13 protein-coding genes are annotated in these 13640 nt (G+C 47.7%); 5 read left to right on the top strand and 8 right to left on the bottom strand.

Going from position 1 to position 13640, the window contains the following annotated elements:
* Window positions 1-3 precede the first annotated feature (3 nt).
* Window positions 4-2820 carry a leucine--tRNA ligase gene (gene leuS / locus L3N51_RS03090; protein ID WP_238025395.1) on the bottom strand — a complete coding sequence of 939 codons (2817 nt, stop codon included), beginning with the start codon at window positions 2818-2820 and terminating at the stop codon, window positions 4-6.
* Window positions 2821-2875: 55 nt separating this feature from the next.
* Window positions 2876-3931: a radical SAM/SPASM domain-containing protein gene (locus L3N51_RS03085; protein ID WP_238025394.1), complete on the bottom strand. Its 1056-nt coding sequence runs from the start codon at window positions 3929-3931 to the stop codon at window positions 2876-2878.
* Window positions 3932-4115: 184 nt separating this feature from the next.
* Between L3N51_RS03085 and L3N51_RS03080 the strand changes: the two genes are divergently transcribed.
* Window positions 4116-4355: a SelT/SelW/SelH family protein gene (locus L3N51_RS03080; RefSeq protein WP_238025393.1), complete on the top strand. Its 240-nt coding sequence runs from the start codon at window positions 4116-4118 to the stop codon at window positions 4353-4355.
* A 1-nt stretch (window position 4356) separates the two neighbouring features.
* Here L3N51_RS03080 and L3N51_RS03075 read toward each other — a convergent pair whose 3' ends face one another.
* Together L3N51_RS03075 and L3N51_RS03070 are read right to left on the bottom strand one after the other, a co-directional pair.
* Window positions 4357-5997, bottom strand: a complete 1641-nt coding sequence (locus L3N51_RS03075) for a cbb3-type cytochrome c oxidase subunit I (protein WP_238025392.1) — start codon at window positions 5995-5997, stop codon at window positions 4357-4359.
* A gap of 125 nt (window positions 5998-6122) precedes the next feature.
* Window positions 6123-8048, bottom strand: a complete 1926-nt coding sequence (locus L3N51_RS03070) for a 4Fe-4S binding protein (RefSeq protein ID WP_238025391.1) — start codon at window positions 8046-8048, stop codon at window positions 6123-6125.
* 194 nt (window positions 8049-8242) lie between these two features.
* Here L3N51_RS03070 and L3N51_RS03065 point away from each other — a divergent pair, with 194 nt between their 5' ends.
* On the top strand, window positions 8243-8968 hold the full coding sequence (locus L3N51_RS03065; RefSeq protein WP_238025390.1) for an ABC transporter ATP-binding protein: 726 nt from the start codon (window positions 8243-8245) through the stop codon (window positions 8966-8968).
* Window positions 8968-9963, top strand: a complete 996-nt coding sequence (locus tag L3N51_RS03060) for an ABC transporter permease (RefSeq protein WP_238025389.1) — start codon at window positions 8968-8970, stop codon at window positions 9961-9963. The genes L3N51_RS03065 and L3N51_RS03060 overlap by 1 nt, the downstream gene beginning before the upstream one ends.
* On the opposite strand, the gene L3N51_RS03055 is transcribed toward L3N51_RS03060, so the two are convergent.
* The gene (locus L3N51_RS03055; protein WP_238025388.1) at window positions 9946-10710 is read right to left on the bottom strand and encodes an enoyl-CoA hydratase/isomerase family protein; all 765 of its coding nucleotides are present in this window, start codon (window positions 10708-10710) and stop codon (window positions 9946-9948) included. The genes L3N51_RS03060 and L3N51_RS03055 overlap by 18 nt on opposite strands.
* 143 nt (window positions 10711-10853) lie before the next feature.
* Here L3N51_RS03055 and L3N51_RS03050 point away from each other — a divergent pair, with 143 nt between their 5' ends.
* Window positions 10854-11318: a PadR family transcriptional regulator gene (locus L3N51_RS03050; protein WP_238025387.1), complete on the top strand. Its 465-nt coding sequence runs from the start codon at window positions 10854-10856 to the stop codon at window positions 11316-11318.
* Here the strand turns inward: L3N51_RS03050 and L3N51_RS03045 are convergent.
* Window positions 11297-11836 (bottom strand): thiamine-phosphate synthase family protein, encoded by a 540-nt coding sequence (locus L3N51_RS03045; RefSeq protein ID WP_238025386.1) that lies wholly within the window; start codon window positions 11834-11836, stop codon window positions 11297-11299. The genes L3N51_RS03050 and L3N51_RS03045 overlap by 22 nt on opposite strands.
* Before the next feature lie 37 nt (window positions 11837-11873).
* On the opposite strand from L3N51_RS03045, the gene L3N51_RS03040 reads away from it, so the two are divergent.
* Window positions 11874-12119 carry a hypothetical protein gene (locus L3N51_RS03040; RefSeq protein ID WP_238025385.1) on the top strand — a complete coding sequence of 82 codons (246 nt, stop codon included), beginning with the start codon at window positions 11874-11876 and terminating at the stop codon, window positions 12117-12119.
* Window positions 12120-12134: 15 nt separating this feature from the next.
* Here L3N51_RS03040 and L3N51_RS03035 read toward each other — a convergent pair whose 3' ends face one another.
* Both L3N51_RS03035 and L3N51_RS03030 read right to left on the bottom strand, forming a co-directional pair.
* A complete protein-coding gene (locus tag L3N51_RS03035) occupies window positions 12135-12545 on the bottom strand; it encodes a DUF3211 domain-containing protein (RefSeq protein WP_238025384.1) in 411 nt (136 codons plus the stop codon).
* Window positions 12546-12944: 399 nt separating this feature from the next.
* Complete coding sequence (locus L3N51_RS03030; protein ID WP_428846153.1) at window positions 12945-13547, bottom strand: transposase; 603 nt, start codon at window positions 13545-13547, stop codon at window positions 12945-12947.
* Window positions 13548-13640 lie beyond the last annotated feature (93 nt).

The following is a 13640-nucleotide window of genomic DNA, read 5'->3' as shown; positions in this document are numbered from 1 at the left end:
CACCTAGATTATTGCAATACCAGGTAGTAAGGGCAGGGCATTACTCTTTTTCCCCTTTAAGTCCGGTGCGCTGACATCATCTGACCTGTACACCTGGATCTCATCCACGTCCAATCTTCTGACGAGGAAGTTGAGATTCTCGGTTATCGTCTTGAACTCGTCCAGTGGGTAGACCACGACTAGATCTCTCAGGATTGGAGGTAGGGATTGGATCCTTTCCACAAGGCTTCTCAGGTATTCCTCTCTCTGTCCCGTCATTGAGCTAAGCTCCCTTAGGTTCTTTCTCTCCTTCAGTCCCCTCAATACAGTCCTGAGAATTCCTAGCTCGTCGGAGTTGGAGACGTAAATGATGAGCTTCTCGGGTTGCTTGCTGGCCATTGAGGAAATTTCCTTCACTTGGTTAATGAGGTGCCTTATGTATTCAAGCTGGATCACTGCCTGTCCATCGACCTCAAGTTCGTCGGGTGCGGGATATCTGGCGAGCGAGACAAAACCCTCATTGAATATGTGCCATATCTCCTCGGCAATATGTGGGGCTCCTGGTGCAATCAGTCTGGCCCAGACCTCCACGGCCTTTCTCAACACCCCCGTGTTAGGGGTACTTATCATGCTGAGGTAATCCCTGAGGATTTCATAATATTCGTACAGGATGATGTTGAACGCCTTTCTGAGGTCCAGGGAGCTCATCAGCTCGCCTACTTCCTTAACCTTATAGTGGATGATAGAAAGCAACCATTTTTCTGGAAGTCCCACGTTGTCGTTCTCCTTTAGCTTGGATACATTCACCGCCAGATCATACATCCTGCGTAGCTGATCCGTCACAGCCTTCACTGTGTTTACATCAAAGTCCGTGTCTTCCAGCAGTTCAGAGGAAATCGTCAATGCAAGCCTCACAGGGTCCACACCGTACTCCTCCACGGCCTTATAGAGCGGGTAAATGTTCCTGAAGCTCTTGCTCATCTTCTTCCCTCCAACCCTCACGAAGCCGTTAACCACTATCTGTCTGGGCAGGAGGCTCTCCCCGAATATGGCCAGATGGTTGTAAACCAGGAATGGAAGGTGGTTCTGAACAAGGTCTCTTCCGCTATGTCTGGAGTCAAGGGGGTACCAGTACGAGAACTCATTTCTGAGGTCCTTCAGTTTCTCGGGGCTTATCCCGGTGGTCTTACCGACCTCTGCTGGATCTCCATTTCCCAGCATCACGAAATCCCAGAACTGATCATTGAGTTTGGACGGGTCGTAATTCAGCTTATGTGCAACCGTGTAGAATGCAGTGTAGATGGTGGAATCGCTCAGGCTATCTATTATCTGGGATTCATCCCAGGGGAGTTTAACTCCAAGTCCTCTGCTTCTGGAACATGCCCTCCTCCTCATGGAAAAGATGGCCTTTGTCATATCCCTTCTAGCCTCTTCAGGGATGATGCTAATCCTGTCCAGTGCCTTCATGGTCCATGATTTCCACAGCGGGTTATCGTATGTTATGTACCATTGATCCCTGATCACCTTAACAACGATCTCCGCACCGCACCTGCAGTAAATTGGCCCATTGGATATCTCGTATACAAGGTCATGTTTCCCAAGACTCCTGAGCAGTTCCACTGTCTCTCTGCGGGCCTCAGGAACTCTCTTCCCTGCAATTCTGTCCTTAACGAGGGATCTCATGTAATCGGGCACCAGGTCCACGATATCCTCCCTCATAACGCCCTTGTAGTACTCCTCCCTGTAGAGGGTGTCTATGTAGTCCTTGAGTTCGGCCGGGTTCTTGGTACCCGCAAGGGCAAGAACTTCCGGTCCTGGGAAGTCACCGTAGCCTTCGGTGTTGATGACCGGAATCACTTCCACCTCATTCAGTACCTCCGATAGACCAAGGTAGTGTAGGGGCTCATGTGCGGGAACGGCCATTACGGAACCTGTACCCAGCCTGGCGTCTACATATCTGCTTCCGTACACCTTCACGTCCCTTCCAGTTATGGGGTTTTTCACGGTCAATCCAATCAGGTCCTTTCCCTGGACCTCCCTCTCGGGGACGAGCTCCCTCTGATAGCTAAGCTTCTTGAACGCCTCCTTGGAGAGAACCCAGTTGGAACCTCTCACGATCACGTAAGTGGTTTCAGGGTTTATCAGGACTGCGTTTGCCCCAAATACGGTCTCCGGTCTGGAGGTTGCAGTGGGAAAAACCACGTCCTTACCCTCAAATTCTATCACATCCATCTCCTGGATCTCAGGCTCCACGTCTCCCTTGGTGTCATGCATTCCCACAGGGAAATTGTCATTGGGGCAATAACCCACGGCGTCGGTGGACGTGGTGATGAAGCCCTTCTCCTTCAGCTTCCTGAATTGCCACTTTATGAATTGTTCAAATCTGGGGTCAATTGTGGTGAACTCCCTCCTCCAGTCCACGCTAAGTCCCAGGGCCTTGGCCATCCTTTTCATATCGTCCCTGAAATACTCGGCCAGTTTCAGGGGATCCTCGAACTCCTTAACCTTCTCAGGGCTGACCTTGTAAAGGTTGATGAAGTCGGAGATTATGTCCCTATCTCCCCTCTTGATTGACTCGGAGATGGAGAGAATGGGGGTTCCAGTGAACTGAAACGCGAAGGGGAAAAGAACGTTTTTCCCCATCATTCTCTGATATCTCGCCACTATGTCAGCGGTAATGTAAGTCCTTCCATGTCCTATATGGAGGGGGCTGTTGGTGTAGGGAAATGCCACGGTAATGAAGTACTTCTCAGAGGTAGATGGATTGGCCTCAAATACCCTATTGTTCTCCCACTTTTCTTGCCATTTTTTTGCGACCTCATTGAAGAATGCTGAATCCATAGTGATTATACATGGGACGGTCCTTTATTACTTTGCGGTGTTCTTCATTAAGAGATCATGGTACTACTTCGGTGGAGTCCTTTGTGGGATCGTAGTAGAGGTCATTCAACGAAATCTTGCCCTCTCGTACCAGTGATTCCACGGTTGGAATGAGTGAGAGCACGGTTCGGAGATATTCCTTGTTGATGTCGTCAACCACCTTGAATCCTTCCTCCCCCCAGTACTTTTCTTGGGAGGCGTAGAGACACCTTCCACCGCAAACTCTGTTGAATTCGCATGTCCTGCACTCGCTGGGTAGGGGTTCGTCCAGAAGCCTGAAGCCGGTGTTTACGTTACCCAATTCAGCCCACTTCTCTCTGACAGCTATTGGACATGAGATTATCCTCCCGTCCGTTGTGACTGACACTGAGTTATAACCGGCCCCGCAGGGTGATCCCCTGTAACCTCCGAAATAGTGGGCACTTATCACTCCGAGGATGGGAATTATCCTCAAAATTCTACCCTGTTTGAGGGATTCCTCAAATAGCCTGACCAGCGACCTTACTCCCGGGAGGTAGCTGGTTTTGGCCCATTCCTCTACGTTCCATCTGTCCGTCCATACCACGTTGAGTTGCCAGTGGATCTTGTCAAAAACTCCCGTGTTGAGCAGATATGTAACTTCCTCGTAGATGTCACTGTCCTGCGTAACCGTCATTCTGGCTATGGTTTCTACGCCAAGCGATTTAAGGTAACTGGCGTTGGTTATCACCCTGTCGTGAATCCCCCTACCCCTATGCTTATCCGTTATCTCCTTTCTTCCGTCTATCGAGAGAAGGGCCACATTCATTCTCCTCCAGTACTTCTCAGGGAGAAGTTTCACCATAGTCCCGTTGGTCTGTATACCATATCTTGAGGCCTTTACTGTGTCCATGAACTGGGCAATAAATCTGGGGTTAGATAGTGGTTCTCCGCCGTAGAAAATGACCGTAGGGTCGGGGTCTCTGGAGATCAGTTCCCTCAACTTCTCGACGTTATACTTTACCTTCCAAGGAACTACCTCCTTCTCAAAGGAACCGCCACAGTAATCACAGGTTAAATTACACTTACCTGAAGTGAAGATTAACCAAAGCACATTCATGGTGAAGATGTTTCACTTAAAAAGTGTGGTATAGACTCTCACCGCTAAACTATAACTTGAAAGAATAAGTTGATGTTACCCAAGGACCGCGTGAAGATCCTCCGTTCCCATTAATAAATTTGAATTATTACTCTATTTAGGTAGTTAACTATTTAACTGAGGTAAACTTGATCATCTCATGCACACAGTTAAGATAGTTTATTGCAGGCCCTGCGGTTATCTGGATAGGGCCCTGGAGGCCTCAAGGGAAGTTCTCTCATATTTTGATGACGTAAAGGTAGAGTTGGAACAGGGGAAGAACGGTATTTTCGATGTGTACGTGGATGGGGAACTAAAACTTTCTAGGTATCAGCTAAAAAGATTTCCAGAAGTTGAGGAAATTCTAAAGGAAGTAGCTAATAAAAAACAGCTGGCTTAACTTATCTTATTATCTTCATCCTCGTGAAGAGGCTCTTTATTTTGGTCTCCTCTGCCTTTATCAGGCCAATAACGCTGGGAGCGCTGAAACCTGATAGCTCAGGGGCTCCTAGCTGTAGTGCCACCGTGTTAATGGTCTCGCCTATGGAGAGCCCCTCCAGATTTGCAGTTCTTCCTTTCAGAAGCGTCAATACCAGATTTCCAAGCCAGGCCAATGTTGCGACGTCAGCTATCAATGCACCCAGCGCAGATATCAGCTCTGGAGTAACATACACGGGCGTTCTTGGGAATACCTCTGCTCTTCTCGTAAGACCTGCAAGTCCCAGGGCATCAAATCCGTAGACTACCATGGTTGTTCCTATCATGTATCCAATCATGTGTAACCATCCAATCTTGGTGGAGTACCACATCCTTCCCGTGAGCATTGGAACCATGTAATAAAGCGTGGCGAAACCGGCGGGAACGATCGAGTAGAATATCATTGCGTGGAAATGACCTGGAACCCACATTGTGTTGTGAATGATGGAGTCGAAGGCTATGTTCGCGTTAGAAATTCCCGTTACACCTGCAGCGATCGCCCCCGCGAAGCTTATGCTTATCCACATGGAGATTAGATTGATCTTTACTGATGCTCCCTTCACGGTAGCCCATAGGTTGAAGAAAGTTAGCATGGAAGGTACAACCACGGCGTAGGTGAGAACTTCCTGCATAACCTTCACAGAGACAGGGAAGTTCACCATGTAGAGATGATGAATTGGAACATTATTGGAGAAGATGAGGTACATGAGCGCAGCTATTCTCGCCATCTTGTCGCTGTACAGGGGTTTGTTCGCAAGTAGGGGAATTAGATAGTACATGGAAGCTACAGCCGGCATCCATACTATGTACACGATGGAGTGTCCAAGGATCCAGAACGCTATCTGATTGGCTATTACGTTCATTCCAGTTACTCCAGCAATTGCCAGAAGGTCCCACGTGTTAGCAGCAGCCTCACCGCTCCATCCTATGGCAATCATTAACGCCGTCATCAGGGCGTAAACCGTGAAAATAGGTAGTTTCTCCTTTGTGGTCTTTGAGGCCAGGTAAAAGTGGTATATTAGCCAGATAACGAACATATAGGTTCCAATATCTAGTAGCTCCATTCCGATGTACCACAGCGGGCTCAGAACGTACTGTGAGTAGTTGGGTAATCCAAGGGGGGCTAGATAATACCAGGAGCCTGCAGAAAAGTAGTTATCGTTGAAGGTTGGATAAAGGACTATGGGCCCCTCAAGCAGCATGAAGGAAATATTGAAGATGATGAAGGAGAGATTCATGAACCACTTGGCCCTGGGCTCCATCTTCAGAATTCTGAGGGACAGGAAGGCGAAGACAGCTATCTCCAGCTGGACGGCGAATCCGAACAGGTCCCTAGCCCCGTGAAGCGTAATGGACCCGTAATATTCCTGAGAGGTCAGTATGAAATTGGAGGACGTCGCCCATACCGCTTCCTGAATCCTCGCCATCAGGGCATCTATTATGCCAAGCATTCCCCATATCAAGCTCATTACAATCATTGCCATGGTGATTCTGGATAACCAGTCCTTGTCAAGTTGGAAGACTTGTTTAACGAAGTTTACCAATCCGCTTATGGGAGTTTCCATACTATCATTAACAAGGATAACCAATATATACGTTTGTCTTATAAAAGTTAAAATTACTCCATTAACTCTGACGAGAAATAATTGATAGAAATTTAATAAAATAGGAAACTAAATAAATCAGGAAATCACTTTAATTTTTCCTTGAGCCACGACCTTATGTCGTAGAAGGTGATATTGTCGTGAGGGCACGCCTCGGCGCAGTCACCCACGCCTATGCATCTCATGGACTTGAACTCTCCCTTCCTAATGAAGTTTCCAGGTAGGTCCGTGTTGCCTACTGGGCACGCCTCAGCACAGGCCTTGGTCTCACACTTCACGCACAGGCCTGGATCCTTAACCCTTAGCCTGAACAGTCCCAGTCCTCCAAAGAACTGATTGAAGGTGCCCCAGGAGCACCATCCCTGGGTAACACAGGCATAGGAACCCATGAAGGGGATGGAAATGAAGACAATGTACCACAGGAAATTGAAGTAGAAGGAGTAAAGGAACACTGTGGGATCATTTCCAAACACGGTGAGGTTCAGGACTCCAATCTGATCTAGATAGGAGATCACTGCAAAGGCAAGGAGGGAAACCCATACTGACAGGGCAATGACCTTATACCAAGGTCTTAGTTTACTAGAAAGGGTCTTTCTTCCCAGTTTTGAGGTCCTATTGAAGTTCTTGAGGGAATCATAAAAAGTTCCCTGATACATGGTGGGAGCGGTGCACGTTACGGAGCATATCTGCCTTGAGCCGAAGAGGAAAGATAGGATTGCGCTCACCACGTATGTTCCCACTATACCCGGGAGTAGGTATTTGATCGCGACTGGACCAAGGGTGCCTAGGCCCATGCTCCACATGTAGGGTATGTAGGGTATCTTGGATGCCAGAGGGGAGAATGAAGGTAGATAAATGGTGTAAATTGCATACGCCGACACCATCAGTGCAAGCCTAACCTTGTTCTCACGTAGCCTCACTTGTCCTATCCTGAACACAGCAAGCATTCCCATCTCAGTTCCCATCATGATGAGAAACCAGATAGAGCCGGTAACTGAACCAAAGATGGAAAGGAAGTCAAAGATCGCTCCCAGTCCCAGGTCCAGGGTGGGATTTACGAATCCTAGGGACAGGGAAGAAAGGAATCCCGATACGCCCGTGGCAAAGTTTCCAGTCACGAAATCTAGGACTCCTCCCATGAACCACTCCATTATAAAGGTAACAAGGATGAAAGAGAACGTCCAGATAGCGTCCCTTGTGTAGTTTCCTTTCAGGTGGCTCGGTCCTTGAATTGCCCTGTAAATGAACCACGTCATTCCAGCCAACATGGAGAGGTCAAATACGTACCAGGTCCCGGACAGGTAATAGGTGAAAAGTCCCGCCATCATAAAGGTGAAGAGGAGCATGATTTCCAGCGAGGTCATGGTCTCCTGAGTTTTCTTGAGCCTGTCCCTATAGAGCGTCTCGTAAATGAGGATAGTCGCTACAATCATTAGACTGGCGTTCAGCCAAGTGGTTACAGTTATGAAGGTAGAATCATTGGGGAAAATAACTGGGGCTATACCCATAATGGGGAGGGCGACAATCAGGTAGTTTCTGAGAGTCCTCTCCATACTCCTGAGCGAGTAAAGAAGGGTGAATATCATTTCAGATATCATGACGCCAAAATACCAGTAATTCTGAACACCGAGCAGGGGGTTTCCCAGCTGTTTAGTCAGGATTGAGTAGAATGTCTCTCCCATCAATGCCTCCGAGATGGCCATGGTCAGAGCAAAGAGCAGGACTGTGTACCACCTTCTTGTATTAGGTTTCCTGTTAATGGTAAAGAGAATCGGTATGAGGCCGAAGATCATGTACGCAGAATTGGAGGCCAAAGCCAACGCCTCGGTGGTCTGATTAGGAGAGGAGAAGAACACTGAGAGAGAGGCGAACATAACTACCATGCTTCCGCTCAGGTAGAGCACAAGGAGGAAGCCAATTCCGTTTATTCCTTTCTTCACTAGGTAAATTAAGTAAATGGAGAAAGCGGTCATTAAAGAGGCAACTATAAGGAAGATTGGCAGATAGAACATGATCATCAGTCCATAATAAAATCAAGATGCAATGTTAAATATCTTAACCTAATATTCCTAGACGTCATTGGTTTAAACTTGAGTGATCATGGGTTCAGGATAGACTGGATTTGTTAACCTTCACACTAGCCCCATAGTTAATTACGGATTTACGATAAATTAATTACTTTCCCTTATTCAGATATATCGGACTCATGAGAATAGTCGATGTGGAGAACCTCTGGAAAGTTTACAACAGGCGAAAGGAGGCCTTAAGGGGAATAACCTTTCACGTGGAAAGCGGAGAGATATTTTCGTTGCTCGGTCCCAATGGAGCGGGAAAGACAACCACGGTGAAGATACTTTCCTGCATAACTAAGCCTACCAACGGAAAGGTTGAGGTGATGGGGTTTAATGTCCCTGAGCAATGTGACAAGGTCAGGGAGAGAGTTGGGGTTGTACCGCAGGAATTTCAGGGATTCTCTGATCTAACGGTAGAGGAAAACATCAGATATTTCGTGAAACTCTACAAGGGGGACAAGTCGCAGGTCGAGGAGCTGATGAAATCCCTGGATCTAATTGAGTACAGGAAAACTAGGTTCAGGAACCTCTCTGGCGGGTACAAGAGGAGAGTGGCCATTGCATGTTCTCTGGCAGGCGACCCAAAGCTGCTTTTTATGGATGAGCCCACCGTGGGACTTGACCCAAGGTCTAGAAGAGACGTGTGGAATCTCATAACTGACGTGAAGAAAAGAGGGATATCTGTTCTGCTTACCACCCACTATTTGGACGAAGCTCAGAAGCTCTCCGACAGGATTGGCATCATCTTTAATGGGAAGATAGTTAGGCTTTCAACTCCTGGGGAACTCATGGAGGAGTTCAGGAAGCAGACTCTGGAGGAGGCCTATCTAGCTCTCATGGAATCTCTGGGTGATGCTTGATGAGGAATGCTCTGATCACTGCCTGGGCCATCATAAAGGACAACCTGAGCAGTAAGACAACCCTTTTCTTTGTGATCTTCTTCCCGCTTTTCCTGACGCTTATTTTCGCCCTGGGATTCGGGGCCGCGGCGGAACCTCATGTTATGGTCATGGTAAACGGAAACCCCTCTCTGGCCAGTTACCTGAACGGCACTCAACTTTTCACGGGAATTGTGGGATCGGACGAGAGGGAAGCCCTTCTTCACAATTACGTTTACGTTTCGGTAAACGGGAGTAAGGTTGACATAGTGTATCCTCAACAGGATAACTACCTAGTGCCCTCCCTGGAAGCCATTATTCAGAATTACCTCTCAGGGGTCAATACAGTTTCCTTCCACGTTTCTTCGCAACAGGGCTTCACCTATTACGATTACGTGATTTCAGGCATGATAGGTGTTATCTCCTTGTCGAACGGTGTATTTGGGGTTACGGGTGTGGCCGCTGGATATTACAGGGATAGACTGGTGGATAGGATAGCAGCCTCTCCCCTCAGGAGCTACGAATGGGTTATGGGTTTGATAGTATATGAAATCGTAATAACCCTGATCTCCACGGTTCCCATACTTCTCTTGGGTCTTGCCTTCGGATTCTTACCGCTTATCAGCGTGTCATTCGTCGCGTTCTTGGCCATCTCCACCCTGATGTTTGCGGGATTGGGGGCCGTAATTTTCGGCCTGAGCCCCAAGGACAAACTGTTCGTAGCCCAGACAGCGGCTAACGTTCTTGTATTTCCCCTCATGTTCCTCAGTAACGCCTTCTTTAACCTCAGTGCCTTTCCTCCCCTTCTCAAGCCCATAGTTGCCTACCAGCCTCTCTCTGTGATAAATGATGTCATCAGGGATCTGGTAGTCTATAACGTTCTACCCTCGCTCTTTGACGTGGGCTACATAGCAATCCTCACCGTGGCATTCGTATACGTGGGGGGAAGATTAATGAAACTAAGAGAAACCGACTGAGGACCAGGAAGGGGTGGTTTTGGAGAAGAAAGAGCTTATGCCCTCCTTGGCCTCGTCTGATGTCACTTGAGTGGCGAGTTCGTCAAATGCCTTCTCCAGATGAGGTATCAGGCTCAGAAGTATCAATTTCCTCATTCTTACTAGGGCCGATGGGGACATGGCCTTTAACCTGTTGAGGACCTCCATAAGTCCCTTATCCATGTCTTCAACCTCGTAATCTATCAGCCCCACGTTTATTGCCCCCTGCGTGTCCAGTTCCTCTCCCAACATGGCCAGCTTCCTTGAAGCCCTGTGTCCTAGGAGATAGGGTCCAATGGAGACCAAAACTGGTGGGAAAACTCCCAGCCTTCCTCCTGGAGCGGCGAACCTAGTCCCCTTCTTCCCAATCACTAGATCAAGAGCAAGGAGAAGTTCCATGGAGGCACCATATGCAACCCCCTCCACAAGTCCTATGGTAACTTTATTCAGGGATAACATTTTCACGAACAGATCTTTCATGTGGCCGAAATAGACCCTGGCGTATTCCTTGTCGCCATTGGCCTTCAACAGTTCCTTAACATCAGCGCCGGCCCCGAAATTCCCGTTCTCTCCCCTTATCACAAGGTAGTGGGGATCCCTTATCTTTTCAATCTCAGAGAGAGAGTCTATCATTTCTATCATGAACCTGGTGGTGAAAACGTTATACTTACCACCAGTGTTGAACGTAAGGAGGAGATATCCCTTCCTCTTTTCCAGAGTGACATCCATGATTCATGTATAATCTCTTCATCATTTTAAGGATAGGAGTTGACAGAGTATGTCCACTGAGAACCAGTCAAAAGGAGTTAGCGGTCTAGCCCAGCACTTGGAACGCGTAGAATTATTTTACTCTTGTTAAATACACTACCATAATGAAGATGAACTTAGAGAGACTGAGACGAGGGGCTCTGAAGTTCCTCATAATGGACGCGCTTCACCATAAACCCATGCATGCGTATGAAATAATGAAGACCATTGAGGGCAAGTTCAATGGAGTGTACAAGCCGAGCCCGGGATCCCTTTACCCAGTCCTTAAGAACCTGATTAATGAGGGATTAGTCAAGGTGGAGGAACACGACGGTAAAAAGGTCTACAGTCTAACGGATGAAGGTCTCAAGAAATGGGCGGAGGCAAAGGCTAACGTGAAATCCGTATTCTCGACGCCGGTGGATTACAGGAAACTGGTTAGCATGCTCTTTGACATTAGCCTCGTACTTTACAGCTATAGGGAAAAAATGGTAAACGAGAAGGTGTATGACGAGGTAAGCTCCGTTCTCATGGAATGTCGCGCCAAGATAGAGAGGATCCTGGAGTCTCAAAGCAGTGAGAGCAAGTGAATTGCCCTGCTAACCACCTCAGATGGATTCCTCCCAAGGATAAATAGCCCAGGCTCCTTGCCGAAATCTCCCTTGTCCACGATCAGTTCCGGCACTCTTCCCACTTCCCTTACAGCCTTCTCTATCATGAAGTTCATTGTTCTCCCCTCCACAGGCTTCTGCGCCTGAGGTTCTTGAGAGCGGTCAAAGAGGTAGGGGTTTAGTCTGAGAAACTGTGGGTAGTACGCAAGATTGATGGCGCTCCTAATGTCAGGATCATACTTCATGGCTGTGAGAATGACCCTCGCCACGTGATCTGAGGCTCCAAATGCAGGGGGAAGACAGTAAATGGCCCTCTGGAACGCTGTGGTTATCCTCCCGGGTATGGCAGCTACATCGTTCGACTCCTTGGCGTTTCTGACTGCATATCCAATGTTAGTCCTAACTTCAGGTATTAAGAGATACGATCTTTCTTGAGAAACAAATTCCTTAACAGCTTTCTCTAGCTCCTGAAGCACAAGCTTCCTCTCGTCGTCCATGATTAATGATATAATCCCGGATCATAAATAATGATTGATGAAGACCCTCCACGTCTTTCCTCTACCTCCAGGTGAGGATGAGAGGAGGGACATAGCAGTTCTTGAAAACATTGGCAAGAGATTTGACCTGGGAAGGTTGAGATACTATGATAAGCTTAGCGAGGGGAAGTACACCTTTTTATATGCTAGATTTGAGAAGGGAAAGGTCGTGGTAAAACACGATGAAAACGTTGGATTGGCTCTGGTGAAAGCGAGGAAAATGAAGGTTAAGAGAAAGAAGTAAGCGGTAATCTGTCGCTTAAAGGGTCTTTCTTGCCTTCTCCTTTCCAATCTCCTCGTCCAGTTTAGAGGCGAAGTCAGAGAACCATCTGTCCATGAAGAATATCCCAGACAGCTTTTCCATCTTTCCTTCATACTCCAGTCGCAGATCAACCTGTCCTTCATTTACCTTGATTATCAATCTACCGTTTCCCTGTCCTCCTCCTGCTGAAAGATAGAAGCCGTAAATTATCTCGCCCTTGACAATTACTGAACCATGCATGTGAAACTTTGTGGTCAGAAACCTTCCCTCTGCATTAAAGGAATTTCCCTCAACCGTTACTTCCTTAATGGGAGGAAAGAGCCGCGGAAGCACAAAGGAGGGATTCACCAGTATTGTGGAGACTGACTTTCTGTCGTGCGTTGTACTAACCGTTATAGACTTATCCATAGTTACCTAATAGTGCGAAAATTCTTTGTTATAAGATTTTCTTTACTTCGCATACTACATAAATAACAATGAGATGCACCATTAAGAAAATGTTAAAAGAATGTCAGGAAGGGGGATTTCACAGTGTGGTCATTTGGCATATTTGAGTTTCAAGGAATTCAATGCGAAGTCACGAAGTCATAAGACAAATTTATGCAAGCCTTACGACGCTATGGGGGTCTTACAATATAGTCCTAATACAGTGAAACGAAATAAATGGAAGGTATCATTGGGCCATTCAGGTCTCCATTGCGAATTGAATTCTAGTTCCTTCATTTCTCATTATTCAATGTAGGATTAATTGAGTGATGACGTCTCGATCGTAAAGAAAACGAAAAGTATATGGATATTATTCCATTTCTACAAAAAATTATCCAAAATGTTGTAGTTATCGGCGATGGCCCAGACGATCTGGGTTAGCCTGTGGGGCGTGTGGCACTTGCCGAACCTCCTCCTCTCCACCAGGGAGTTGAAGGACTCCACTAGGTTGTTGGTGGAGAGGAGGCGCTGAAGTTCTTGAGGAAGGGAGAGGAAGGAGAGGAGACCGCGTTCCACCAGTTCCTTGATCCTGTCAGGTAACTCGGCGAGCAGGCCAGACACGAGGAGGTCGACCTCCTTCCTTTCGTCGCGGTCTAAGCGCCTCTTGACGTGGTTGAGGCAGAGCTGCCTCTTCGCGTCTATTTCCGAGAGCTCAAGCGCGGAGTCCACGGACCTGACCATGTCCGCAACCACGAGCTTGAAGTTGAACTTCCTCCACACCCTTGCAAAAAGCCTCCAGTAACTCCTCGCGTCCTCCTCCTTAGCCAAAACGAAGTCCAGCACAGCCTTCCTACCCTCGCGCGTGACGCCTGTCACCAGGAGGACTCCCTTCCCTCCCCTGAGCTTGACCCACTTCCCGTCAGCTATCACGTACCGGAAGTCTCCCTCAACCTCAAGCTCAGGGGTCCAGAGCCTCGCGTTCATCTTCCCTCCCAGCACTGAGTAGAACGTGAGTTCCTGAGCACATCTTCCTCCTCCCTAAGCAACTCCCTCTCAACCCCCGTCCTCACCCTCCCC

It is taken from the genome of Metallosphaera javensis (ex Hofmann et al. 2022) (assembly GCF_022064045.1).
Classification (GTDB): domain Archaea; phylum Thermoproteota; class Thermoprotei_A; order Sulfolobales; family Sulfolobaceae; genus Metallosphaera; species Metallosphaera javensis.
The sequence above is the reverse complement of the archived record's forward strand: the minus strand, read 5'-3'. Positions and strand labels throughout refer to the sequence as shown.